This window comes from Streptomyces sp. NPDC104309 (assembly GCF_055584025.1).
Map to the genome: position 1 here is coordinate 94,454 of NZ_JBVJMV010000017.1, position 23,670 is coordinate 118,123.

Here is a 23,670-nt window from a genome sequence, read left to right on the forward strand (position 1 = left end):
CTTGGTCGTGCACCGAAGTGACGGAGTTCGACGTGCACTTCGACAGCGGGCCGGAGTGGCGATGACGCGGGCTGTTGTCCACGGCCCAGGTGGCTGCCGGGCCGAGGCGGCGGCTCGGTGCTGTGACCGGCATCGTCCGCGGTGCCCGCCGCCATCGGGTTCCGGGCGTGAAGGCGCCGTTCACCGCGCGCCGGATGTGCCGGGGGGACGCAGGCGCGCATGCGTGATCGCGGTCCATGAGCGCGGCATGAGGACTTGATCGTTCGTAAGGAATGGTCGGAACTTGTCACGCCCGACGCCACCATCGGCGTCACCCCCGAACTCGGCACGCGGAGCCGTGGTTCACCGGGCACGAGCACGGGGCATCTCAGCCTGCCGCAGCGAGGACCAACGGAAGGACTTGTTCGCTGCCTGCCCGGCGCAGCAGGCGGGCAGCGACTGCGAGGGTCCATCCGGAGTCCGCGGAGTCGTCCACGAGCAGGACGGGGCCCGGAGAACTCGCCAAGGCATCAGCCAGCTCCTGAGCGACAGCGAAGGCCCCGGACAGCGCTCTGAGGCGTTGGGCGGAGTTGCTGCGGCGTGCCGCGTGAGCGCCGCTCGGGCCGGTGTACGTCAGGGTGCCCAGAAAGGGGAGGCGGCCGACGGTCGCGATTCCCTGGGCGAGGGAGCCCACCAACTGGGGTCGGGTCAGGGACGGTACCGCGACCACTCCCACCGGCCGGGCTGAGGCGTCCGGGGCATTCGGCGCCCAGCCGCCAGGGGAGCGTGCCCAGTCGGCGAGGACCGCCACCGCGGCCCGCAGTACGTCGTCGGGGACCGGACCGTCGGGCGCGTTCTCGGCCAGCAGCGGGCGCAGCCGGTTGCCCCAGCCGATGTCAGAGAGCCGTCCCAGGGCGCGCCCGGTGGAGCACTGCTCCTTGGCCGGGATGCGTCCCTTGAGGTCGATGCCCAGTGCGGGCATCCCCGTCGGCCACATCCGGCGCGGCTCGACCTCCACCCCCGGGCGGTCCAGTTCCTTCGTCGCCCCCGTCAACGTCTCCGCCGAGACAGCGGGATCGGCCCAGGCTCCCGCGCAGTTGTCGCAACGACCGCACGGGGCGGCTCCCTCGTCGTCCAGCTGCCGGCGCAGGAACTCCATCCGGCACTGGGACGTGCTCGCGTAATCGCGCATGGCCTGCTGCTCGGCGGCCCGCTGCCGCGCCACCCACGCATAGCGTTCGGCCTCGTAGACCCACTCGGTTCCCGTGGCAGTCCAGCCGCCCTTCACCCGCTTGACCGCGCCGTCGACATCGAGCACCTTCAGCATCGACTCCAGTCGGCTGCGCCGAAGATCCACCGCTGCCTCCAGGGCCGGCACCGACAGCGGCCGTCCCGCTCCGGCGAGAGCCGAGAGGGTCTGGCGGACCTGCGCCTCGGGCGGGAAGGCCGTATCGGCGAAGTAGCGCCAGATGGCCTCGTCCTCCTTGCCCGGCAGCAGCAGGACATCGGCGTGCTCGACCCCGCGACCGGCGCGGCCCACCTGCTGGTAGTAGGCGATCGGCGAGGACGGCGAACCCAGATGCACCACGAACCCCAGGTCGGGCTTGTCATAGCCCATACCCAACGCCGACGTCGCGACCAGTGCCTTCACCCGGTTCTCCTGCAGGTCGACCTCGGCCTGCAGCCGGTCCGCGTTCTCCGTCTTCCCCGTGTACGAGGCCACGCGGAAGCCGCGCTGACGCAGGAAGGCGGTGGCCTCCTCGGCCGCGGCGACAGTGAGGGTGTAGATGATTCCGGAACCCTGCAGGTCGTCCAGGTGCTCGGCGAGCCAGGCCAGGCGGTGCGCGGCGTCCGGCAGCTGGACCACACCCAGCCGCAGACTCTCCCTGTCCAGCCGGCCGCGCAGCACCAGGGCCTCGCCGGCGCCGGTACCCAGTTGCTCGGCCACGTCCGCGGTGACGCGCGCGTTGGCGGTCGCGGTGGTGGCCAGCACCGGCACACCGGCGGGCAGCTCGGCCAGCATCGCCCGCAGTCGGCGGTAGTCGGGGCGGAAGTCGTGGCCCCAGTCGGAGATGCAGTGCGCCTCGTCGACCACCAGCAGACCGGTCGTGGCCGCGAGCCTGGGCAGCACCTGGTCGCGGAAATCCACGGAATTAAGGCGTTCCGGACTTACGAGGAGAACATCGGTCTCGCCGCGCTCGACCTCCCCGTAGATCGTGTCCCACTCCTCCGGATTGGCCGAGTTGATGGTGCGCGCATGGATACCGGCCCGCGCCGCCGACTCGACCTGGTTGCGCATCAGCGCCAGCAGCGGCGAGATGATCACCGTCGGGCCGGAGCCTCGCCGGCGCAGCAGAGCGGTGGCCACGAAGTAGACCGCCGACTTGCCCCAGCCGGTGCGCTGCACCACCAGCGCACGCCGGCGCTGCTCCACCAGAGCCGCCACCGCCTGCCACTGGTCCTCCCGGAGCCGTGCCGAACCGCTCGGGTCACCGACGAGCTCAGCGAGGATGGCATCGGCTTCAGTGCGGAGCTCCAGGTTGTCCATGCCCCCATGCAACCCGATGGCAAGGACAATCGACCAATTCACCCCGCGTGACAACGGGCTCACCAACGGTGCCGGCCGCGCGTCGATCGACGGCGGCAGGCCGGAGCGCTCAGCCCCCGCCCCTCACCGATGGTCGCGTTCATGCAGGTCAGTACGGGTGGGGTGCGCCGACGCGGAGTCGAGCACGCTGAGATGCCGCTGCTCCCGGGCAGGAGGACGAGGCGCTTGGCCGCAGCGGCGCGACTGTTGCGCCGGGCCAGGGCGCAGGGGAAGTTTCCGCTGGTACTGGCCGTTCGGGCGAGACAGGAGGCGTTGTCCGGGCGAGGCGTGGGCAGGGATATCAGAGCCATTTCGTCCGATACCCGTCAGCTGTGCCAATTGCTCGTTGCCGCCCGCCGATACGCCAGGAAGAATTGGACTCGCTCCCCGCACGGTCCTTTCGCGGGCCGGAAGGGCTGTGCCGCAGTGCGCCCCCACTCGACCTTGCCCGCACCGTGGGCGCGTATGCGAAGGGAGGACCGTGACCTTCGGATTCGCTCCGTCCGCAGACACTTCGATGCCGGCGTCTTCGGCGTCCACCGAATCCGCCAACCGCCTGGCCCGGATGCTGGAACCGGCCGAGTGGGCAGAGGCGGGCATACCCCTGTTGCGCAGCCCGCGCGAGGTTGTCAGCGGCCTGCACGCCCGCCACCGGCCCATGCCGACAACCGCTGTCGTCGCCGTACTCGACCACGAGGAACGCCTCGCGGCCAGTGCCTCGTTCGCACGCCGCCCCATGGCCGCGGACGGCTGGGAGTTCCGCAACTCGCTGTTGGCGAATCTGCGCCGGGTCATCCCGCACGACCTCCGCCGCCGCACTCCTGCCCGGACCGCGGTACTGCTCTACTGCCGTGAGGGCGACGAGCGTTGGACGGAGGAGGACGGCGCGTGGATGTGGGGCCTGCGGGACGCCTGCACATTGCACGGCCTGCGGTGCGGCGCGTACATCACGCTCACCCGCGGCGGCTGGCAGGTGCTGGGCGAGGGCCGGGGCGGGCGTCGGCCCAACTCCACCTCGCAGCCGTCCGCTCTCGCCGACACGGCACTCGGCCGTGATCCGTTGCCGCTGCGCACGGGCGGCGGTGCCGCTCAGGCGCAACGGCGAACCGCGGCACGCTGACCGGCGGTCGCGGGCCCGGCCGCCCGTCGTCGGGCAGCCGGGTCACCGCACTCCGGTGTGTCCTGCGGCTCAGACGCCGGCGCCGAGCACCGCGTTGATCGTCTGCGGATCCCCGCAGACGATCAGCAGGGTTCCGGCGCGTTCGCGGGCGCCGGACAGCACGTCGGCAACAGTGTCACCGCCGCCGTTGACAGCGACGACCACCACGGGACGAGGCTTCAGCCGGCCCGAGGCTGCGGCACCGGCGAAGAAGACATCGTCGCCCGCTTCGTGCTGCGCCCAGTAGGCGGCGTCACCGAAGGAGAGTTCGTGCACGGCCCACGGGTGCTGCTCACCGGTGGTCAGCACCAGGATGTCGCCCGGTGCGCGCCCGGAGTCGAGCAGCAGATCCACCGCTTCGTCGGCGGCGTCAAGAGCACCGGCGGCCGAGGCGGGAATGAGCTGGATCTGCGGAGCGGAACGATCCTCCGGCCGGGCCGTCTTCGACTGACCGGAGGTGGGGTGCGGGCGCTGCGCCGGGGGCGCGGGCCTCGCGGGACCGGGACCCGGGCGACCGGGGCGCGGCGTGGCCGCTGAACGCGGACCGGGTACGGGACGGGGGGTCGGCGCGGTGCGGCCTGCGGCCGGAGTGACGCGGGGACCCTGGGCGCTCTCGTGAATCTGAGGCTCCTCGGGGATGAGAGGCATGGGTGGTTGTCTATCAAACGCCGACACACGAGGCATCAGCGGGTGGGTGCATGTGCGCGATCAGAAGTCGAAGCCGAGCTGGCCCCCGCTTTCCAGTGCGGCCGCCTCGGCGGAGAAACGGACCTTCTTGAGGTGCTGCCACCTGGGCAGCGCGTCCAGGTAGGACCACGAGAGACGGTGATGGGGCGTGGGCCCCCACTCCTCCAGCGCGGCCCTGTGCACAGGCGACGGGTATCCGGCGTTGGCGCCGAAGGCGAAGGCGGCGTACTCACCGGAATCCGCGCCCAGTTCGGCCATCATCGTGTCCCGTCGCACCTTCGCGATCACCGAAGCCGCCGCGACCGCGATACAGGACTGGTCGCCCTTGATCACCGTGCGGACCTGCCAGGGCTGTCCCAGGTAGTCGTGTTTGCCATCGAGTATCACCGCGTCGGGCCGCACCGGCAGGGCTTCGAGCGCGCGCACGGCGGCCAGACGCAGAGCAGCCGTCATGCCCAGGTCGTCGATCTCCTGCGCAGAGGCGTCCCCCAGAGCGAACGCGGTGACCCAGCGCTCCAGCAACGGGGCCAGCTCCGCGCGGCGCTTGGGGCTGATCAGCTTGGAGTCGGTGAGCCCGGCAGGAGGTCTGCGAAGGCCGGTGACGGCCGCACACACGGTGACCGGTCCCGCCCACGCTCCGCGTCCGACCTCGTCGACACCGGCGACGGTCTTGGCACCAGTGGTAGCGCGCAGTGAGCGCTCGACGGTGTGCGTGGGTGGTTCGTACGGCATGGCGCCTGTCAGCGTACGCCGATGGGAACGCCGACAACACCCCGGGGCGCCCGACGACCGGCCGGGACGCGCACCGAGCCGCGGAACGGATGGCGACAGGATCCTCGACCGCGGCATTCCGCTTGCTGCGGTCCACGCGTCCGAAGAGCCGCGCGTACGGGCTGGTGATCACGAACGGGTCTGCCGACGCCCCGAAAAGGCGGCCGGAACCACCGACCGGACAGGCTCAGCAGTGCTCGGGCCGGATTGGTGAACCGCGGAACGCGGCAGGCGCGGGCCGCCGCGCATGGGCGTCGGCCGCACCCCTCCCGTTCGGCTCGCGTCAGTACGGCCGTAGGGGTCGTACGGATCGCCTTCGTCACCGCCGCGGTCGCCGTCCCCGCCACCGCCCGTGCGCGAAGCGTGGCATGCCCGCGCGAGATCGCCCGAACCCCGTTCTCCCAGAATGTCGCGGGCTCGCGCCTCGGACCAACTGGTGGCGTACCAAGGGGTGTCGGAGGCTCGCAGGGACCCTTCGATCTCCATGAGGGCGCATGAGCGCAGCGGCTCCGGCAGTGTGTCCAGGGCGGGCACGGCGTCGGCCGAGAGGCCCCGTAGGTGGTCGATGTCGATGGAGTGGTCATCGCGGTACCGCTGAACGTCCTGCTCGGCGATCACCCCGTCGGGCGAGATCAGGCCGAACGCGAGCACGGCGACGGCCGCGCTCGCGGCGACCGCGCGTGGCAGCAGTCGCGCACCGAACACGCCGGCACTCGCGAAGAGCGCCCCGAACACGATGAGCAGGACGACAGCGACCGCAGTGGTGCGCAGGACGGCGCCCAACCGGCCTCGGGAGTCCACCATCCGTTCGCACACGCCTCGCGCTCCCCAGGCCGCGCCGTCGATGACGGAACTGAACAAGCCCAGCGAGCCGAGGAGCACCCCGGCGAGCCAGCCACGACTGCCGTGCAGAGCGAGCGGGCCCAGGGCGACAGCCGAGACGACAGCGAGGAAGGTGGGCCATCCGGCATCCCGAAGGACCGGGACCACGAGAAGAGCCAGGCCGCCGACCGCCCAGACAACTGTCCATGGACGGAGGCGGCGACCGGCCGCCCGTGCGGCGAAGAAAGCCGCGAGCGCGGCGGGCACCGCGACGATCAACAGGTTCGAACCGAGGCCGTCGCCCAGCAGCAGGGCGCTCAGTACCGCGGTGGCGAGGACGGAGCAGATCGTCGCGCTCCGGATGCTGGTGTGACAGTCCACGGTCCGGCTGACGCACCACGACGGGGGCCGCTCTCGCCGCCCTCTCCCTACCGCAGCAGCCAGTCCGGCAGTTCCTCCGTCCGCGCCGACCAGTGGGCAGGTGGAGCGCCGGCCCTGCCCGCCGCCAGGATCCCGCCGACGATGGCACAGGTGGTGTCGACATCGCCGCCCGCCTGGGCCGTCACCCAGAAGGCCTGCTCGAAATCGCCGAGGCTTCGCGCCGCCGACCAGAGGGCGAACGGGACGGTGTCATGTGCACTGGTGCGCCTGCCGTTGCCGAGGACCGCGGCGACCGTTCCCGCATCGCCGTAGTCGAGCATGTCGCGTGCCCGGCGCAGCCCGGCGCCGACCGCGCTGCGCGGCACGAGCGCGATCACACCGTCGAGTAGCTCCGTCGGGGTGGGCGGTCCCGTGGTCGATGCCGCCAGTGAGGCCGCTGCCGCGACGGCCATCGCGCCCACGACCGCCTCGCGGTGTTGGTGCGTGGGGTACGAAGAGATCTCGGCCTGATGCGTGGCCTGCTCCGGGTCGTCCGCGTACCAGGCGCCGAGCGGCGCGATGCGCATGGCCGAGCCGTTGCCCCAGGAACCCTGCCCCTTGAACAGCGCGGACGCCAGCTCCCGCCAGTCACCGCCTTCCCGCACCAGCCTGAGCAGTCGGTTCACGGCAGGGCCGTATCCCCGGTCGGAGTCATGGTGCGCGGCGAAGGAACGCGCGAGCGCGTCCTGGTCGATCCGCTCGTGCTCCGCCAGGACGACCAGCACCGATGAGGCCATCTCGGTGTCGTCCGTCCACTGCCAGGGGCCGGGGGGAAGTTCGCGCCGCTTCAGCAGCGGATAGTTGGCCGGGACAAAGAACTGGGAACCCAGTGCGTCTCCCACAGCCAGTCCACGCAAGCTGGCCAAGGCGCGTTCGAGACGTGGGTCGGTTGCAGAGTCAGCGGTTGTCATCGCCCTTCCACTCTATCCGGTGATGCCGTACGGCTCGGGTACGCGCCAGCGCTCGAACGGCCGGTCAAGGGTGTAGCGCCCGTCCTCTCCGAGGATCAGCGTTCTCGTCTCCCCGTTGCCCGGATTGGAAAGCGACTCGAACTCGGCCACCGACCAGTGGAACCAGCGCATGCAGAACAACCGCATGGTCAGTCCGTGCGTGACCAGCAGCACGTTCGGCGGGTGGTCGGGGGCCTCGAAACTCCGGTGCAGACTCTCCAGGAAGGCACCGACCCTGTCGTACACATCGGCCCCGGACTCCCCCTGTGCGAAGCGGTAGAAGAAGTGCCCGTAAGCGTCCCGATACGCCTTCTGCAGCCTCACGTCGTCCCGGTCCTGCCAGTTACCCCAGTCCTGCTCCCGCAGCCTCGGCTCCTCCCGCACCCGCACCCGTTCAAGATCGAGGCCGAAGGATCTGAACGTCTCGTGCGTGCGGCGATAGGGAGAGACGTACACGCTGACCCGCTCGCCGTCGAACATCTCGCGCAGCCGCACCCCCGTTTCCCTGGCCTGCCGCAGCCCGGCAGAGGTGAGCCTCAGCGCGTGGTCCGGCTCGCGCTCGTACACCGTGTCATCGGTGTTGCCTTCGGACTCACCGTGCCGGACGAGGACAATGCGTTGCGGTCGTGCCATGTACAGACCCTAAGGGCTGTCCCGTAATCCCTGACGGGCGCGCGACGACAGCTACTTCCCCAAGCTCTCGGCTGCGCTCGAACAGGGGAGGCCCCATCCTCGCCGCGTTGTCGGAACATCCGCATACCTCCAGTATGCGGACGTCCCTCCGCCTTGCGATGCACCTGACGCCGCGCACTGATCCACCACGGATTGCGGGACAGCCCTTAGATCGGCCATGGCTCATTCGAGCAGTTGTCCGGACTCCATCCGACGGATGCCGCCGGTGAAGCGGTGGCGCAGCAGCCGGTCGTGGGAGACCACCACCAGCGCGCCCTGCCAGAGGGCCAGCGCTTCCTCCAATTCCTGCACGAGTCCGAGTGCCAGGTGATTCGCGGGCTCGTCGAGCAGCAGCAGGTCCGCCGGCCGGGCCAGCAGACGGGCGAGGGCGAGTCTTCTGCGCTGACCCGCGGAGAGCGATCCGACCGGCACCCGGAGATCCCGGGACCGGAACAATCCGTACGAGAGGAGCAGTTCCGCCTGCTCTTCGTCGGTCAGCGGCAGTCCACGGCCGAACGCCGCGAGCACCCGCTCCGTCGGGCGGTGCGCCGGAATCTCCTGAGCGAGGTAGCCGATCCCGCCCCCGCGGACCACGCGGCCCGCGTCGGGTTCGAGTACGCCCGCCATGACGCGGAGCACAGTGGACTTCCCCGCCCCGTTGCCGCCGTGAATCAGCAGCTTCTCGCCCGCCGACACGGAGAGCCGGTCGACAGCGAGCCGATCACCCACCCGTACGCCCGTCAGGGAGACCAGTTCCCCTTCGGTCGAGCCGGCCGTGGGCCGGGCGGTGAAGCGCAGCGGGTCCGGCGGCCTGGGGACGGGCTCCTCCCGCAGTCGCTCCAGGCGCTTGCGCGCGTTGCGGATCCGCCCGGACACGGATGCCTGGACCCGGCCCCCCGCCCGGTCGTACGCCATCTTGTTGTTGTCCTTGATGCCACGACCTGCCGCGACTCCGTGGGCGGTGGTCGCCGTGTACTCCTCCAATCGCGCCGTCTCGTCGCACCACTGCGCGTAGGACTGCTCCCAGCGCTGCCGCGCAGCTCTCTGCTCGGCCCGGAATCCCGCGTATCCACCGCCGTAGCGCACGACCGTGCGGCGGTCGGAGTCGACCTCCAGCACCGCGGTCGCCACGCGTTCCAGGAAGACCCGGTCATGGGACACGGCGATCACCGTGCCGGAATGGGCCAGCAGGGCATCCTCCAGCCAGTCGAGGGCGGCTCCGTCCAAGTGGTTCGTGGGTTCGTCGAGCAGCATCACCTCGGGGGACGCCGCGATCAGGCAGGCGATGCCGAGCCGTGCCTGCTCACCACCGGAGAGGCTGCCGAGCTTCCTGGTCGGCCCCATGTGCGCCAGGCCCAGGCCGTGCATCGCTTTTTCGACGCGTGAGTCCGCTTCGTATCCCCCACACAGCTCGAACGCGGCGAGCAGGTCCCCGTAGGCGGCGAGCCCAGCGCGGTCGGCCGCACCGAGCCGGGCCTCGGACTCCCGCAGCTCCCGCTCCATGGTGCGCAATTCAGAGAGGGCGTCATCGATCGCGTCCTGGACCGTGCTGCCCGGTGGCAGCCGTGGAGTCTGGGCCAGCAGCCCCGCGCCGCGGTCGGCGGCTGTGAACGCGCTGCCGGAGTCGGGCCGTTCCAGACCGGCGAGCAGGTGGAGCAAGGTCGTCTTCCCCGCGCCGTTCTCCCCGACGACGCCGATCCGTTCACCGGGACGCACGGTCAGCGAGACATCGTCGAGCAACAGCCGCTCACCGCGGGACACGGTCACGTCGTGCAATGAGATCTGCGTGGGCAAGGGCACCTCCGTACTCGAACGGCCGGCAGGGAGCGGAAACAGCGGCGAGCTGCGGGGAACCACTGGGCGCAGCCTCGCCCGGACCCGTCCGGCGACCTCAATCAAACGCAATCAATGTTGCATTAAGGCGAGTATGGCAGACTGGAACGACCTAACGCAACAGGAGTAGCAATTGACTGAACAGGAAGCGGCACCGGAAGCCGAGCCGGAAGCCGGGCGGGGCACCGGAGAGGGAGCCTCGCCCGGGGCACCCGTCCCGGCGACCCCGCTCGCCCCCGGCACCCGTCGACCCGGTGGCCGCACCGCTCGCACCCGGGCCGCGGTCAGGGACGCCGTCCTCACCGGTCTGGCCGAACACGGCTACCCAGGGCTCTCCGTCGAGTACGTCGCAGAGCATTCCGGCGTTCACAAGACCACCCTGTACCGCCGCTGGGGCAACCTCGAAGGACTGGTCGCGGACGCCCTGGACCTGGCCGGAGAGGACGACTGGACACCACCCGACACCGGAAGTCTGGAAGGAGATCTGCGCGCCCTGGCGCACACGACGGCCGACGCCTTCACCGACCCTGCCGCGGCAGCCGCGCCGACCGCGTTCATCGCCGCGGCCTTCCAGTCGCAGCGCGCCGCCGAGGCGCTGACCGCCTTCTACGCCGATCGGTTCGCCCGTTGCGAGGACCTCGTCGCGCGCGCCGTCGCGCGCGGCGAGCTGGACCGGCACACGGACGCGGGAGCACTGGTCCGGGCGGTGACCTCACCCCTGTTCCTCAGCCTGTTCATCACTCGCGAACCCATCGACGAGAGGCTTCCCGACCAGGCTGCGGACGCGGCGCTGGCGGCTGCCAGAGCGGGAGTCTTCACGTCTGTGCCCCTCACCCCCGAATCCACCTGACCCGGCGGCCGGACCGCCCCCGGCGTCCCATCCCGCGCCGGCCACGCCGAGCCCCTTCAGGCCACGCGGAACCGCGGCGGCCCAACCCGGCCGTCCTCCCCCGTCGGGCCGATTCACATCAGCCCTGTCCCGTCCCCACCCATCCGGTCAGGTCCGGACTGCGCTGGTCCGGACCAACCCATCCGGTCACACCGTCCAGGACGGCTCAAGCTGCACAACGTCTCCCGCCACCGCGGCCACATCGTCCTCGGTCTGCGCCCGTTGCGTCAGCCGCTCGATGCTCCCCGCCCGGTACTTGCCCCGCTCGGCGCTCGACTGCCACATGGACAACACGAGAAACTCGTGCCCCGGCGCCTCCCCGAACACCCCCCGCAGCATGCCGGGCGAGCCGGCCATCGCCGGATTCCACACCCTCTCCTGCATCAAGGCGAAATGCTCGACCCGGTCCTCGTGCACCTTGCTGTGTGCCACCCTGACGACATCCGCATCGGTGAAGCGTGGTTCGAAGCCGGTCTTCACATCGAAGCGGTACTCGAACAGCTTGACCTGGATGCTGCTGTACGTACCGGACTGCGCGGCGGCCAACTGGTCGTGCGCGCGCGCCATGAACGAGTCGTAGAAGACACGGTTCTCCCAGAAGGCGAAGACATGCGCCACTTCCGGACGCCCTCGACTCCAGCCGCCGCCCTGTCCCCTGAACCCCGGCTCACCCAGTAGCCCCGCCCACTTTCGCTGTCCCCGTTCAAATGCCCGACGGTCCACCACGGTGCAACGAATCCACTTGACCAGCACCGCGCCATCGTACGGTGCCGAACATGGCACGGGTCACGCTCTGATGGAGTACACCCGAACCGAAGGGCGCGGCGCACAGAATGATCTCCATGACCTCGCTGCACACCAACCCCCTGTTCGCCCGCCTCGATTCGGCGGAACGCGTCCTCGTCGCCGGGGCCGGCGGTGGCTTCGACATCTACGCGGGACTCCCCATCGCGCTCTCCCTCCTCCACCAGGGCAAGCAGGTCCAACTCGCCAATCTCTCGTTCAGCGCTCTCGAAGGGCTGCCACTCGACGCCTGGCTCGCGCCGGACGTCGCGGCCGTCACCCCCGAAACGGCCCTCCACCAGGTGTACTTCCCGGAACGGACCCTCGCCCAGTGGCTCGACCTGCACGGCTACCCGAGCACGGTGCACGCCCTCGCGCGCGTGGGAGTGCAGCCGCTGCGAGCCGCCTACCGGGCACTGATCGAGAAGCACGACATCGATGCGGTCGTCCTGGTCGACGGCGGCACGGACATCCTGATGCGCGGGGACGAATCCGGCCTCGGCACGCCGGAGGAGGACCTGACCAGCGTCGCGGCGCTCGCCGCAATCGACGTACCGGAACGCCTGGTCGTGTCCATCGGCTTCGGCATAGACGCCTACCACGGGGTGAGTCACGGCCTCGTACTGGAGAACATCGCCGCACTCGAACGAGACGGTTCCTGCCTCGGAGCATTCTCCGTATCCCGTACGACCCGTGAAGGCGCACTGTTCGTCGACGCGGTGGCGCACGCGCAGCACCACACCCCCGACCACCCCAGCATCGTCAACGGATCGATCGCCGCAGCCGTCCAGGGAGCCTTCGGGGACGTCCGGTTCACCTCGCGCACCCGTGGCAGTGAACTGTTCATCAATCCTCTGATGACCCTCTGCTTCGCCTTCGAACTGGACGGAGTGGCCCGCCACTGCCTGTATCTCGACCGCATCGAGGACACCCATCTCATCCGTCAGGTCAGCAGCGCCATCGAGGAGTTCCGGGACGAGGTCCGGCAGCGACCGCCGCGCCGCATTCCGCACTGAACGGGCGGAGCGACAGTGGCCCGATTCCATCGCCGCTGACCGAGTCGGTTGGATCCACGGCCCGTTACGGACATGATCAGGTGGTATGAACGGCTCGACGGCCCAGCGGCGAACCAGGGAGGGAAGTCCGATGAGCACGCCCAACAAGGACCTCGAAAAGGTCGAAGTGAGGCTCAAATGGGATCCCAGCCCTCCGGGCGCCCCGGCCCACGACCTCGACATCATCGCGGCTGCCTACTACGCCGACGCGCCGTACGGCAGTCCCGCGTATCTCGTGCACTTCGACAGCCGTTCGCCGGACGGCACCATCAATCTCGACCGCGACAGCAGGACCGGCCAGGGCTTCGGTTTCGACGAGGTGATGACGCTGGAACTGCACCGGTTGTCGACCACGTACACCCGGGTCGTCGTCGGCGTCGCCATTCAACAGCGTGACGGGCGCAAGACGTTCGCCGAAATAGCGAACACGGGCGTACAGGTCCGGGAGGGCTACACGAATCTGACCGAGGACGACTTCGCCTCGGTCGGCGCCGCCACCGCGGCGACCGTCGCCGAATTCGTCCGCGGCGCCTCCGGCGTCTGGGAGTTCCACGCCACGGTCCGGGGCTTCGACGGGGACCCCGGCACCTTCGCCGAGATGATGGGCGGCCGTACGCCCGGAGCGTGACGGGTCACGGGGGCCGGGCAGCACGCCCGGCCTCGCTCATCGGCGGATGGAAGACCCGACTCTTTTGATCAGGCCGCTGAGCGCGCCATCACGGCGCCCGCCCAGACACGTCCCTTCCGCAGATGTTCTGTTGCATCGGACGCAGCTGCCGGGCGTCACGAAGGCGAAGATGACAAAGGCGCGGGAACAGCGACTCTCGTCATCATGCGTTCAACGCAATCTCGACGCATCGGATACGCCGCAGCTCGTACGCCCGCGTCAAGACACATACACCCGCGTCAAAGACACATCAGAGGGTGCCGACCAGTGGTCGGCACCCTCTGTGAAGTGCGGCTCAGCACCCTCGGCGAGAGGCGCTCAACGTTGCGTCAGACGCCATGGGGCTTGTTCTCAGCTGCAACCGCTGGTCGAGCCGCAGCCCTCGCAGATGTAGCAGGACCCGGCGCGCTGCATCTTCGTACCGCAGGAGAAGCAGAGCGGCGCGTCCGCGCTGATGCCCAACTGCATCTCGACGAGCTCCGCCGAGGTGTGCGCCGTCCTCGGGGCCGGCTTCTCGGCCTCCGGGACGGCCGCGACCGCCTTCAGCGGCTCCGTCCGCACCGGGGCGGACTGGGCCAGAGCCTCGATGTCCAGTTCGTCGTCCTCCAGGGAGGGCTCGTACGAACCGGTGTCGAGGTGACGCTGACGCTCCTCGGCGGAGTGGATGCCGAGTGCCGAGCGGGTCTCGAAGGGCAGGAAGTCCAGCGCGAGACGGCGGAAGATGTAGTCGACGATCGACTGCGCCATCCGCACGTCCGGGTCGTCCGTCATGCCGGCCGGCTCGAAGCGCATGTTGGTGAACTTCGAGACGTACGTCTCCAGCGGGACGCCGTACTGCAGACCGACCGAGACGGCGATGGAGAAGGCGTCCATCATGCCCGCGAGGGTGGAGCCCTGCTTGGACATCTTCAGGAAGACCTCACCGAGCCCGTCGTCCGGGTAGGAATTGGCGGTCATGTAGCCCTCGGCGCCGCCCACCGTGAAGGAGGTGGTGATGCCGGGACGGCCCTTGGGGAGGCGCTTGCGGACCGGGCGGTACTCGACGACCTTCTCGACCGCGGTACGGATGGTCTGCTCGGCCTTGGCCGCGACCGCGTCCGTTGCGGACTTGTCCTTGGTCTTCGCGGAGAGGGGCTGGCCGACCTTGCAGTTGTCGCGGTAGATAGCGAGCGCCTTGACGCCCATCTTCCACGCCTCGAAGTAGACCTCCTCGACGTCCTCGACGGTGGCCGTCTCCGGCAGGTTCACCGTCTTGGAGAGCGCGCCGGAGATCCACGGCTGGATCGCGGCCATCATGCGCACGTGGCCCATCGCGGAGATGGAACGCTCGCCCATCGCGCAGTCGAAGACCTCGTAGTGCTCGGCCTTCAGACCGGGGGCGTCGATCACGTTGCCGTGCTCGGCGATGTGGGCGACGACCGCCTCGATCTGCTCCTCCTGATAGCCCAGGCGGCGCAGGGCCTGCGGAACGGTGCCGTTGACGATCTGCATCGAACCGCCGCCGACCAGCTTCTTGAACTTGACCAGGGCGAGGTCGGGCTCAAGGCCGGTGGTGTCGCAGGACATGGCGAGACCGATGGTGCCGGTGGGCGCGATGACCGAGGCCTGCGCGTTGCGGAAACCGTTCTTCGCGCCGAGACGGATCACGTCCTGCCAGGCCTCCGTGGCGGCGGCCCAGATCGGGTTGTCCAGGTCGTCCATGTGGACGGCCGCGGCGTTGGCGTCGGCGTGCTGCTTCATGACGCGCTGGTGCGGCTCAGCGTTGCGGGCGTAGCCGTCGTACGGGCCGACGACCGCGGCGAGCTCGGCGGAGCGCTTGTACGAGGTGCCGGTCATCAGCGAGGTGATGGCACCGGCGAGGGCGCGGCCGCCGTCGCTGTCGTACGCGTGGCCGGTCGCCATCAGCAGCGCGCCGAGGTTGGCGTAACCGATGCCCAGCTGACGGAAGGCGCGGGTGTTCTCACCGATCTTCTGCGTGGGGAAGTCGGCGAAGCAGATGGAGATGTCCATCGCGGTGATGACCAGCTCGACGACCTGGGCGAAGCGCTCGGACTCGAAGGACTGGTTGCCCTTGCCGTCGTCCTTGAGGAACTTCATCAGGTTCAGCGAGGCCAGGTTGCACGAGGTGTTGTCCAGGTGCATGTACTCGCTGCAGGGGTTCGAGCCGTTGATCCGGCCGGACTCCGGGCAGGTGTGCCACTGGTTGATCGTGTCGTCGTACTGGATGCCCGGGTCGGCGCAGGCCCAGGCCGCCTCGGCCATCTTGCGGAAGAGGGACTTGGCCTCGACCTCTTCGATGACGTCACCGGTCATGCGCGCGCGCAGCCCGAACTTGCCACCGGACTCGACGGCCTTCATGAACTCGTCGTTCACGCGGACCGAGTTGTTGGCGTTCTGGTACTGGACGGACGTGATGTCGTCGCCGCCCAGGTCCATGTCGAAGCCCGCGTCGCGCAGGGCGCGGATCTTCTCCTCCTCTTTCACCTTGGTCTCGATGAAGTTCTCGATGTCGGGGTGGTCGACGTCGAGGATGACCATCTTGGCCGCACGCCGGGTGGCGCCACCGGACTTGATCGTTCCGGCGGAGGCGTCGGCACCGCGCATGAAGGAGACCGGACCGGACGCGTTGCCGCCGGAGGACAGCAACTCCTTGGAGGAGCGGATACGGGAGAGGTTCAGGCCGGCGCCGGAGCCGCCCTTGAAGATCATGCCCTCTTCCTTGTACCAGTCGAGGATCGACTCCATGGAGTCGTCGACGGCCAGGATGAAGCAGGCGGAGACCTGCTGCGGCTGGGGCGTGCCGACGTTGAACCAGACCGGCGAGTTGAAGCTGAAGATCTGGTGCAGGAGGGCGTACGCCAGCTCGTGCTCGAAGATCTCGGCGTCCGCGGGAGAGGTGAAGTAGCCGTGCTCCTCGCCGGCCTTGCGGTACGTCGTCACGATCCGGTCGATCAGCTGTCGCAGACCGGTCTCGCGCTGCGGGGTGCCGACGGCCCCGCGGAAGTACTTGCTGGTGACGATGTTGACCGCGTTCACCGACCAGAAGTCGGGGAACTCGACGCCACGCTGCTCGAAGTTGATCGAACCGTCGCGCCAGTTGGTCATGACGACGTCACGGCGCTCCCATGCCACCTCGTCGTACGGATGCACGCCGGGGGTGGTGTGGATGCGCTCGATACGCAGACCCTTGCTCGACTTGGATCCCTTGGCTCGGGAACCTCGTGCCGGGCCGCTCGCCGTCTCTGTCATGCCGCCTCCCATATGTGGGCAAAAACGCCCTGAAGTGCCCAGAACTTCCCGGGGCACGGTCTGTCTCTGATGCTTCGGGCGCCACGCACATCGCCCGGAGCGGGTCCATACAGCCGCTCTGTCGCCGATCCGCACACCTGTACCGATCGGCCGGTGTCGCTCAGTCGGCGGCGACGGCGGGAACGGGGACCTCAAGGGTCTCTCCGGTCCCGCGCTCCTCCACGGGAGGTCGCCGTTCGCGGAGTTCCACGATGGCGGCCTCGAAGTCTTCGAGTGTGTCGAACGCCCGGTACACGGACGCGAAACGCAGGTACGCGACAAGGTCGAGTTCCCGCAGGGGGCCGAGGATCGCCAGACCCACGTCATGGGTGGTCAGCTCGGCGCTGCCGGTGGCACGCACCGCCTCCTCGACCCGCTGGCCGAGCTTGGCGAGTGCGTCCTCGGTGACCGGCCTCCCCTGGCACGCCTTGCGCACGCCGGAGATGACCTTGGTACGACTGAAGGGTTCGGTCACACCGCTGCGCTTGACCACCATCAACGAACAGGTCTCCACCGTGGTGAAACGGCGGGCGCAGTCGGGGCACTGGCGGCGACGGCGGATCGACGTGCCGTCATCGGTGGTGCGACTGTCGACGACCCGGCTGTCGGGGTGCCTGCAGAAGGGGCAGTGCATGGCTCCCAACCCTCCTTCACAGCACGACTGAATAGCCTCTTCAGGGCCCACCGGGGCCCCTCGAAGCAGTGACAAGCATAGGCGATGGCCACACCCCCGGCGGACCGGGGACCACAACTTCTGGGTGATTGGAACAATCCAACCACTAGATCTTGGGTTTGGCCGCGCATTCGGCCCTAGCGCGCGTCGCGCATCGCGGGCGACCGGCAGGCAGCGTACGGCCGAGCACGAGGTTACGGGAACCGCGCGGCCGCCAGGATTGCGGGGCTCCCGCTGTCCGACTCCGACAACGCCCCGGGGGGGCCACCCCGCCCGGCGACACCGCGCCGGTGAACGCTACCGTAATGATCCGAATTGCCACCGGACAGTGATCCGGATTTCCACTCGGCCCGACGGACCGCCCCGAGCGGAAGCCCGACCACCCCGCGCCGCACATACACCCGACAGTGAACACACGACAGACTTTTATTCGTTTTTCACTCGAACGTGTGTTTGGCGCAACCTTTCGAAAGCCACTACCGTTGTCCAGCTAGGGAGACCATTCGAGAGGGGCCGACGTGACCACCACCGCAGACAGTGCCACCATCACTGCCCAGGACCGCTCCCAGAGCCGACTCGAGCCGGTGCATGCCATGAATGACCCAGTCACGACCACGGAGGGGCCCGAGCCCATGCGCCCAGCGCGCTCGTTGCCCGGCCGACCTCCAGGTATCCGGGCGGACAGCTCGGGGCTCACGGACCGGCAGCGGCGCGTGATCGAGGTGATCCGGGATTCCGTGCAGCGGCGTGGGTATCCGCCCTCGATGCGGGAGATCGGTCAGGCGGTGGGCCTGTCCAGCACGTCCTCCGTCGCCCATCAGCTGATGGCCCTGGAGCGCAAGGGCTTCCTGCGTCGCGACCCCCATCGCCCGCGGGCGTACGAGGTCCGTGGCTCGGACCAGCCCAGCTCGCAGCCCACCGACACGACCGGGAAGCCCGCGGCGTCGTATGTACCGCTGGTGGGCCGGATCGCGGCCGGTGGCCCGATCCTCGCCGAGGAGTCGGTCGAGGATGTCTTCCCGCTCCCCCGCCAGCTGGTCGGTGACGGAGAGCTGTTCGTGCTCAAGGTCGTCGGTGACTCGATGATCGAGGCGGCGATCTGTGACGGCGACTGGGTGACCGTGCGCCGCCAGCCCGTCGCGGAGAACGGCGACATCGTGGCGGCCATGCTGGACGGCGAGGCCACGGTGAAGCGCTTCAAGCGTGAGGACGGCCATGTGTGGCTGCTCCCGCACAACTCCGCCTACCAGCCGATCCCGGGCGACGAGGCGACGATTCTCGGCAAGGTGGTGGCGGTGCTGCGGCGAGTGTGACGACTCACCGGCTCCGACCGGGCCCCGGGATCCACTGCGCCGATCCCGGGGCCTGCCTGTGCCCTCTCACAACCGGGCGGACTAGGTCCTGTCCTGTCGATCTTCGTGGATCAGCCCGGGGCGTCTGGTGCGGTGCATCGCAAGGCGGAGGATCGTCCTCGTACTGGACGTACTTGGGCGACTCCGACAACGCGGCGAGGTGCCGTGCCAGGCGTTCCGGGCCCGCGAAGACCGGCAGGACAGGGCCTACTGGCCGTTGGCCTTGGCGGCCGAATCGATCGCCGCGAGCGAGCGACGCGCCTGGTTGCGGTCGGTGGTGTACCAGAAATCGGGCAGCGAGGCGCGCAGATAGCTGCCGTAACGGGCGTTGGCCAGTCGCGGATCGAGCACCGCGACCACGCCCTTGTCCCCTGTGGCCCGTACCAGTCGGCCGGCACCCTGGGCCATCAGCAGCGCGGCATGCGTTGCCGCGACGGCCATGAACCCATTGCCCCCTGCCTGCTCGACCGACTTCTGGCGCGCGCTCATCAGCGGATCGTCGGGGCGCGGGAACGGGATCCGGTCCATGACCACCAGCTGACAGCTGGCCCCGGGCACATCGACACCCTGCCAGAGGGACAGCGTGCCGAAGAGGCAGGTCTCGGGGTCGGCCGCGAAGTTCTTGATCAGCTCTCCGAGGGTCTCCTCGCCCTGGAGCAGGATCGGCTTGTCGAGTCGGCCCCGCAGTTCCTCGGCGGCGGCCTGAGCCGCCCGCATGGACGAGAACAGCCCGAGAGTGCGCCCGCCCGCCGCGTCCATCAGCTCGGCGAGCTCGTCCAGCATGTCGGTGCGGGATCCCTCCCTGCCGGGCGTCGCCAGATGCCGGGCGACGTACAGGATTCCCTGCTTCGGATAGTCGAACGGTGACCCGACGTCGAGCCCCTTCCACTGCGGAAGGTCATCGCCCGCAGTGCCCTCCGGAGCAAGTCCGAGCGACGCCCCCACCCCGTTGAAATCCCCGCCGAGCTTGAGCGTGGCCGATGTGAGGACGACGGACCGTTCGGCGAAGAGCTTCTCGCGGAGAAGTCCGGAGACGGAGAGCGGGGCGACCCGGACGGAGGCGCCGAAACGGTCGTGCCGCTCGTACCAGACGACGTCGTACTCCGAGCCCTGGGTGATCCGCTCGGCGACGCCGTGGATCGTCTCCACCGATGCGAGTGCCTGCTTGCGGACGGCGTCCTCGTCCTGAACGGACTTGTCCCGGGTGGCGCCCATGGCCGAGATCACCGTGCGCGCGGCGTCCCGGAGCGCCAGCAGTGCGTATCCGAGATCCTCGGGGACCTCCTCCAGCCGACCGGGGAGCGCCAGCTCCATCACCCGCTCGAAGCCCTCCGACGCGGTCTGCAGGGCGTCGGCCGCCTTCTCGTTGACCAGCTTCGCCGCTCGGCGGACAGCGCGGTTGACCTGGCTGGGGGTGAGCTCTCCGGTGGCCACCCCGGTGACCCGGGAGACCAGCTCATGGGCCTCGTCGACGATCAGCATCTCATGCTGCGGGAGCACCGGGGCGCCCTCGATGGCGTCGATGGCGAGGAGGGCGTGATTGGTGACCACGACATCGGCGAGCTTGGCACGCTCACGGGCCAGCTCTGCGAAGCACTCCGCGCCGTACGCGCACTTGGAGGCGCCCAGACATTCGCGCGAGGAGACCGAGACCTGGGCCCAGGCACGGTCGGAGACGCCGGGGGTGAGGTCGTCACGGTCCCCGCTCTCCGTCTCGTCCGACCAGTCCCGCAGCCGCAGCAGATCCTGGCCGAGTTTGCTCGACGGGGCCGCGGCCTCGAACTGGTCGAAGAGTCCCTCCTCCTCGTCCTGCGGCACTCCTTCGTGGAGCCGGTGCAGGCAGAGATAGTTCGACCGGCCCTTGAGCATGGCGAACTGGGGGCTTCTGCGCAGCAGCGGGTGCAGGGCGTCGACCGTACGCGGAAGGTCGCGCTCCACGAGCTGGCGCTGCAGCGCCAGCGTCGCCGTGGCCACCACAACGCGTTCCCCGTGCGCCAGCGCGGGCACCAGATAGCCGAGGGACTTGCCCGTGCCGGTGCCGGCCTGGACGAGCAGATGGGATTGGTCGTCGACAGCCTCGGCGACGGCCTCGGCCATGGCGGCCTGGCCGGGCCGTTCCGTACCGCCGACGGCGGTCACGGCGGCGTGGAGGAGCTCGGGGAGGGATGGCTTCGTCATAGCCCGACCACCCTACGGTGCACCACTGACAACGGCGATCACTCCCGGACTCAGACAGAGGGGTGGAGCGGGTTCGGAACGGTTCCGTGGATGGCGGCGTGCGGCCGCCTCGGGCGATCCCGGTAACCGTCCACATGCAGGCGGTTGCGGTTCAGGCAGAGGCGTTCGATGCGGGGCGTCAGCATGTCGAACATCTCGAAACGCTCCTTGAGCTCGGGAAAGCGGGCGTGGTGCCGCAGGATCTCGGCCCGCACGAGTGACCAGAAATCGGCTTCCGGGACTCCCAGCTGCTCCTCGCAGAGCGGGGACAGGAATCGGAAGACACCGATGAACAGTCCGGCGTGGATGAACTGGGTGAGGAACGAGGGGGGCTCGGTGAGCAGGATGCTGCGTACGTCCTGCGGCATGGACGCGTGCTCCGGCAGCGGCTGGGCGCTGATGTTCACATCGTCCACGAAGTCCTTGATCGCCAGGCGCACCGGTACGTCCTGGTCGTCGAAGACGACGATGGCGTTCTCGCCGTGCGGGGAGAACACGGTGCCGTAGCGGTAGAGGAAGTGCAGCAGCGGCGGGAGCAACGCGGCGAAGAGCCGGGTCAGCCAGGCGGTGGGGGTCAGTCCCGAGCGGGCGACGAGTTCAGCCGTGAAGGCGCGTCCCTGCGGATCGGTGTGGAGCAGCGAGGCGAGGGTCCGGGCCCGTTCGCCCGGCGCGAGCCGGGGCTGGAGGGGTTCTCGCCAGATCGCGCCGAGGATCTCCTTGAACTGGTACGGGGTCTCGGGGAGGTGGTCGTAGAGCGGATGCTCGACTGTCACGGAGGCCACCTCGCCGAGCAGGATGACCCCACAGGTGTCGCGCAGAAAGGCGTCCTGGTCACGCAGGCCCTGGACCCACCCGGTGACAGCGGGGGCCGCGAGGGTGCGTTCGGTCGGCAGGCCCCGCCAGACCAGGGTGTTGAGGATCGACAGGGGCAGTTTGACCGTGTGCCGGTCGGGACGGGACACGTTGGTGAAGGTGCGGATGGACTGCTGCGGCAGCCGGTCGTCCGCGTCGGCGTGGAGCGGAACGATGTCGCCCGCGGCAATGGCCGGGGCGAAGACCGGAACGATCCATTCGTCCCACTGCCAGGGGTGCACGGGGAGACAGAGATAGCTGCCGGGGTCGAGGCCGCGGGTGTGGAGCACGGCGGAGAAGGAATCGCGGACCGACGGGTCGAGTTCCTGCGCGTACAGCTGCTGAGGGGTGGCCAGGCCGGTCACTCCGCGGTAGGCGGCGATCCGGGTGGAGACGGCGATCCACGGCAGCCTGACCGGCCTGCGGGCCTCGGGGGCGTAGCGGGCGGCGTCGGTGGCGGAGAAGCCGAGGCGCCCCTTGTTGGCGACGAGCCAGGGGTGGCCGGTCTGATGCCCTTCCAGCTCGGCGTAGTCGAGGTCGGCCAGCCGGGCGGCGGGGAGCGCGGTGTGGTCGAGCCGGGCGTCGGCGGCGAGGGTGGTGGTGATCTCGCGGATGAGGTGGCCGAGGGTGGCGCCGTCGATCCCGAGGAGGTGACGGGCGCGGGCGAGGAAGCGCAGCGGGTCGTGAAGGGGGACGGTGTCGCTGTTCCGGTCCCGGAGCTGCTCGGCAGAGGTGTCCCGGTCATTGTCGCGCGTCGATTCCGCAGGCGCGCTCCGGATACTGTCGCGCGTCGATTCCGCGGGAGCGGCCCCGGCGCTCCCGCGCTTCTCGCGAATCGAATCGGGGGCGATGAGCCAGCCGCCGTACACGCCCCGTCGGGCGCTGAAGCTCAGAGTTCCGCCGTCGTCGAGTCCGAGGGTGTACGTATCGCTGTCGTCGGCCTGTGCGACCGGTTCGACGACTTCCTCGTAGGCGAACTGACCGAGCATCTTCGCGAGCAGCCGGGCGGCGGCTCCGTCCCAGACCGTCCGGTTCAGTTCCGGTGTGCTGAGCAGCGCGGCTGACTCCGCTGAATCATCGCTCGCGGGATATTTCGGCACAGGGCCTCCTCGGGACGGAACCGATGGGGTGGGAGCGGTATACGCAAGGCGGCAGATCGTTCACAGCTGGGCACGGTGGGTTCGGTCGCGGACCATCAGGGCAGCTCGCTTGTCGGGGAGCTCGACTTCCGCAGAGAAGCGGAAGCCGGCGCTCAGGAAGGCGGAGACGGAGGGGGTGTTGCGCAGGTCGGGTTCCGCGACGACACGCGCGCACAGGGGGCGGTTGTCGAGCACGAGGTCGGAGACGGCCCGGAGCAGGGTGGTGCCGACGCCGCGTCCACGGTTGTTCACACCGCCGATGAGCAGGTGGATTCCCGTGTCGTGCGGGCGAGCGGGGTAGTGGCGCGCCAGCGGATCGAGATCCGCCCGGTAGATCTCCCAGTAGCTCATGGGAATCCCGGCCAGCACGCCGAGACACGGGACGCTGCGTCCGTCGCCGTCGAGTTGAGGACGCAGGTGGTCGGCGGTGACCGCCTCGGATCCGGCGAGCTCCCAGAACGCGGCGACCGCGGGATCGTTCATCCAGCGGCTGATCACGGCGAGGTCGCGTTCCAGTCGTACGGGGACGAGCTGGAACACTCCGGCCGGGGTGGTCACCGGTCCCCAGTCGGCCGGGCGGTCGAGCAGGTCGGCGGAGGCCGGACTGCTCGTGGCCGCCCGTCTGCCCGCGGCCGGGCCCGCGTCGCCCGTTTGGGACGACGCGGACGTGTTCGGCGGCAGGGGCAGCGCCGCGGTGGCCGATGCGGCCTTCCCGGGCGTGGCCGGTGTCTCTTCCTCGAACAGAGCGAGGAGTTCTTCGGAGAGCGGCAGGTCCAGGGTGTCCTCGGCGCCCGTGTCGGTCGGTGGGGCAGGGCCGGCAGCGGCGTCGGTGTGCGCATCGGCGGGAGCCACGGTGTCGCTCTCCTCTCGGCGGA

General features: G+C 69.5%; 18 protein-coding genes. 5 read left to right on the forward strand and 13 right to left on the reverse strand.

Annotation, left to right across the window (positions count from 1 at the left end; translation table 11 throughout):
• Positions 1-367: 367 nt before the first annotated feature.
• Positions 368-2,527 carry a RecQ family ATP-dependent DNA helicase gene (locus ACZ68L_RS24675; protein ID WP_469580240.1) on the reverse strand — a complete coding sequence of 720 codons (2,160 nt, stop codon included), beginning with the start codon at positions 2,525-2,527 and terminating at the stop codon, positions 368-370.
• A 520-nt stretch (positions 2,528-3,047) separates the two neighbouring features.
• Here ACZ68L_RS24675 and ACZ68L_RS24680 point away from each other — a divergent pair.
• Complete coding sequence (locus tag ACZ68L_RS24680) at positions 3,048-3,686, forward strand: hypothetical protein (RefSeq protein ID WP_469580242.1); 639 nt, start codon at positions 3,048-3,050, stop codon at positions 3,684-3,686.
• A 69-nt stretch (positions 3,687-3,755) separates the two neighbouring features.
• Here ACZ68L_RS24680 and ACZ68L_RS24685 read toward each other — a convergent pair whose 3' ends face one another.
• From ACZ68L_RS24685 to ACZ68L_RS24710, 6 genes are all read right to left on the reverse strand, one after another.
• Positions 3,756-4,373, reverse strand: a complete 618-nt coding sequence (locus ACZ68L_RS24685) for a hypothetical protein (RefSeq protein ID WP_469580245.1) — start codon at positions 4,371-4,373, stop codon at positions 3,756-3,758.
• Positions 4,374-4,433: 60 nt separating this feature from the next.
• Positions 4,434-5,144: a ribonuclease HII gene (locus tag ACZ68L_RS24690; protein WP_469580248.1), complete on the reverse strand. Its 711-nt coding sequence runs from the start codon at positions 5,142-5,144 to the stop codon at positions 4,434-4,436.
• A gap of 168 nt (positions 5,145-5,312) precedes the next feature.
• Positions 5,313-6,386, reverse strand: a complete 1,074-nt coding sequence (locus ACZ68L_RS24695) for a DUF4153 domain-containing protein (protein ID WP_469580251.1) — start codon at positions 6,384-6,386, stop codon at positions 5,313-5,315.
• Positions 6,387-6,433: 47 nt separating this feature from the next.
• Entirely contained in the window at positions 6,434-7,336 is a 903-nt protein-coding gene (locus tag ACZ68L_RS24700; protein ID WP_469580252.1) for an ADP-ribosylglycohydrolase family protein, read from the reverse strand.
• Positions 7,337-7,348: 12 nt separating this feature from the next.
• Entirely contained in the window at positions 7,349-8,008 is a 660-nt protein-coding gene (locus tag ACZ68L_RS24705) for a histidine phosphatase family protein (protein WP_469580255.1), read from the reverse strand.
• Between the two features lie 222 nt (positions 8,009-8,230).
• Positions 8,231-9,841, reverse strand: a complete 1,611-nt coding sequence (locus ACZ68L_RS24710; protein WP_469580257.1) for an ABC-F family ATP-binding cassette domain-containing protein — start codon at positions 9,839-9,841, stop codon at positions 8,231-8,233.
• A gap of 172 nt (positions 9,842-10,013) precedes the next feature.
• Between ACZ68L_RS24710 and ACZ68L_RS24715 the strand changes: the two genes are divergently transcribed.
• Complete coding sequence (locus ACZ68L_RS24715; RefSeq protein ID WP_469580259.1) at positions 10,014-10,730, forward strand: TetR/AcrR family transcriptional regulator; 717 nt, start codon at positions 10,014-10,016, stop codon at positions 10,728-10,730.
• A 186-nt stretch (positions 10,731-10,916) separates the two neighbouring features.
• Here ACZ68L_RS24715 and ACZ68L_RS24720 read toward each other — a convergent pair whose 3' ends face one another.
• Positions 10,917-11,522, reverse strand: a complete 606-nt coding sequence (locus ACZ68L_RS24720) for a YdbC family protein (RefSeq protein ID WP_469580264.1) — start codon at positions 11,520-11,522, stop codon at positions 10,917-10,919.
• A gap of 89 nt (positions 11,523-11,611) precedes the next feature.
• Here ACZ68L_RS24720 and ACZ68L_RS24725 point away from each other — a divergent pair, with 89 nt between their 5' ends.
• Together ACZ68L_RS24725 and ACZ68L_RS24730 are read left to right on the forward strand one after the other, a co-directional pair.
• Positions 11,612-12,568, forward strand: a complete 957-nt coding sequence (locus ACZ68L_RS24725) for a DUF1152 domain-containing protein (RefSeq protein WP_469580269.1) — start codon at positions 11,612-11,614, stop codon at positions 12,566-12,568.
• Positions 12,569-12,698: 130 nt separating this feature from the next.
• Positions 12,699-13,235, forward strand: a complete 537-nt coding sequence (locus ACZ68L_RS24730; protein ID WP_469580271.1) for a TerD family protein — start codon at positions 12,699-12,701, stop codon at positions 13,233-13,235.
• A 390-nt stretch (positions 13,236-13,625) separates the two neighbouring features.
• Here ACZ68L_RS24730 and ACZ68L_RS24735 read toward each other — a convergent pair whose 3' ends face one another.
• Together ACZ68L_RS24735 and nrdR are read right to left on the reverse strand one after the other, a co-directional pair.
• The gene (locus tag ACZ68L_RS24735) at positions 13,626-16,523 is read right to left on the reverse strand and encodes a vitamin B12-dependent ribonucleotide reductase (RefSeq protein WP_469580273.1); all 2,898 of its coding nucleotides are present in this window, start codon (positions 16,521-16,523) and stop codon (positions 13,626-13,628) included.
• A 160-nt stretch (positions 16,524-16,683) separates the two neighbouring features.
• The gene (nrdR, locus tag ACZ68L_RS24740; protein ID WP_469580277.1) at positions 16,684-17,196 is read right to left on the reverse strand and encodes a transcriptional regulator NrdR; all 513 of its coding nucleotides are present in this window, start codon (positions 17,194-17,196) and stop codon (positions 16,684-16,686) included.
• Positions 17,197-17,753: 557 nt separating this feature from the next.
• Between nrdR and lexA the strand changes: the two genes are divergently transcribed.
• Entirely contained in the window at positions 17,754-18,548 is a 795-nt protein-coding gene (gene lexA / locus ACZ68L_RS24745; RefSeq protein WP_469580280.1) for a transcriptional repressor LexA, read from the forward strand.
• Between the two features lie 246 nt (positions 18,549-18,794).
• Here lexA and ACZ68L_RS24750 read toward each other — a convergent pair whose 3' ends face one another.
• The 3 genes from ACZ68L_RS24750 to ACZ68L_RS24760 are packed head-to-tail and all read right to left on the reverse strand — an operon-like array spanning position 18,795 to position 23,647.
• Entirely contained in the window at positions 18,795-20,765 is a 1,971-nt protein-coding gene (locus tag ACZ68L_RS24750; protein WP_469580283.1) for an ATP-dependent DNA helicase, read from the reverse strand.
• 50 nt (positions 20,766-20,815) lie between these two features.
• Positions 20,816-22,756 (reverse strand): IucA/IucC family protein, encoded by a 1,941-nt coding sequence (locus tag ACZ68L_RS24755; RefSeq protein ID WP_469580286.1) that lies wholly within the window; start codon positions 22,754-22,756, stop codon positions 20,816-20,818.
• A 60-nt stretch (positions 22,757-22,816) separates the two neighbouring features.
• Positions 22,817-23,647 carry a GNAT family N-acetyltransferase gene (locus ACZ68L_RS24760; protein ID WP_469580288.1) on the reverse strand — a complete coding sequence of 277 codons (831 nt, stop codon included), beginning with the start codon at positions 23,645-23,647 and terminating at the stop codon, positions 22,817-22,819.
• Positions 23,648-23,670: the final 23 nt, after the last annotated feature.

Excerpts from the sequence above, each read along its gene's own strand:
- ACZ68L_RS24735 (WP_469580273.1), bottom strand. The coding sequence starts at position 16,523 with ATGACAGAGACGGCGAGCGGCCCGGCACGAGGTTCCCGAGCCAAGGGA.
- ACZ68L_RS24690 (WP_469580248.1), bottom strand. The coding sequence starts at position 5,144 with ATGCCGTACGAACCACCCACGCACACCGTCGAGCGCTCACTGCGCGCT.
- ACZ68L_RS24700 (WP_469580252.1), bottom strand. The coding sequence starts at position 7,336 with ATGACAACCGCTGACTCTGCAACCGACCCACGTCTCGAACGCGCCTTG.
- ACZ68L_RS24685 (WP_469580245.1), bottom strand. The coding sequence starts at position 4,373 with ATGCCTCTCATCCCCGAGGAGCCTCAGATTCACGAGAGCGCCCAGGGT.
- ACZ68L_RS24730 (WP_469580271.1), top strand. The coding sequence starts at position 12,699 with ATGAGCACGCCCAACAAGGACCTCGAAAAGGTCGAAGTGAGGCTCAAA.
- ACZ68L_RS24705 (WP_469580255.1), bottom strand. The coding sequence starts at position 8,008 with ATGGCACGACCGCAACGCATTGTCCTCGTCCGGCACGGTGAGTCCGAA.
- ACZ68L_RS24725 (WP_469580269.1), top strand. The coding sequence starts at position 11,612 with ATGACCTCGCTGCACACCAACCCCCTGTTCGCCCGCCTCGATTCGGCG.
- ACZ68L_RS24750 (WP_469580283.1), bottom strand. The coding sequence starts at position 20,765 with ATGACGAAGCCATCCCTCCCCGAGCTCCTCCACGCCGCCGTGACCGCC.
- nrdR (WP_469580277.1), bottom strand. The coding sequence starts at position 17,196 with ATGCACTGCCCCTTCTGCAGGCACCCCGACAGCCGGGTCGTCGACAGT.
- ACZ68L_RS24675 (WP_469580240.1), bottom strand. The coding sequence starts at position 2,527 with ATGGACAACCTGGAGCTCCGCACTGAAGCCGATGCCATCCTCGCTGAG.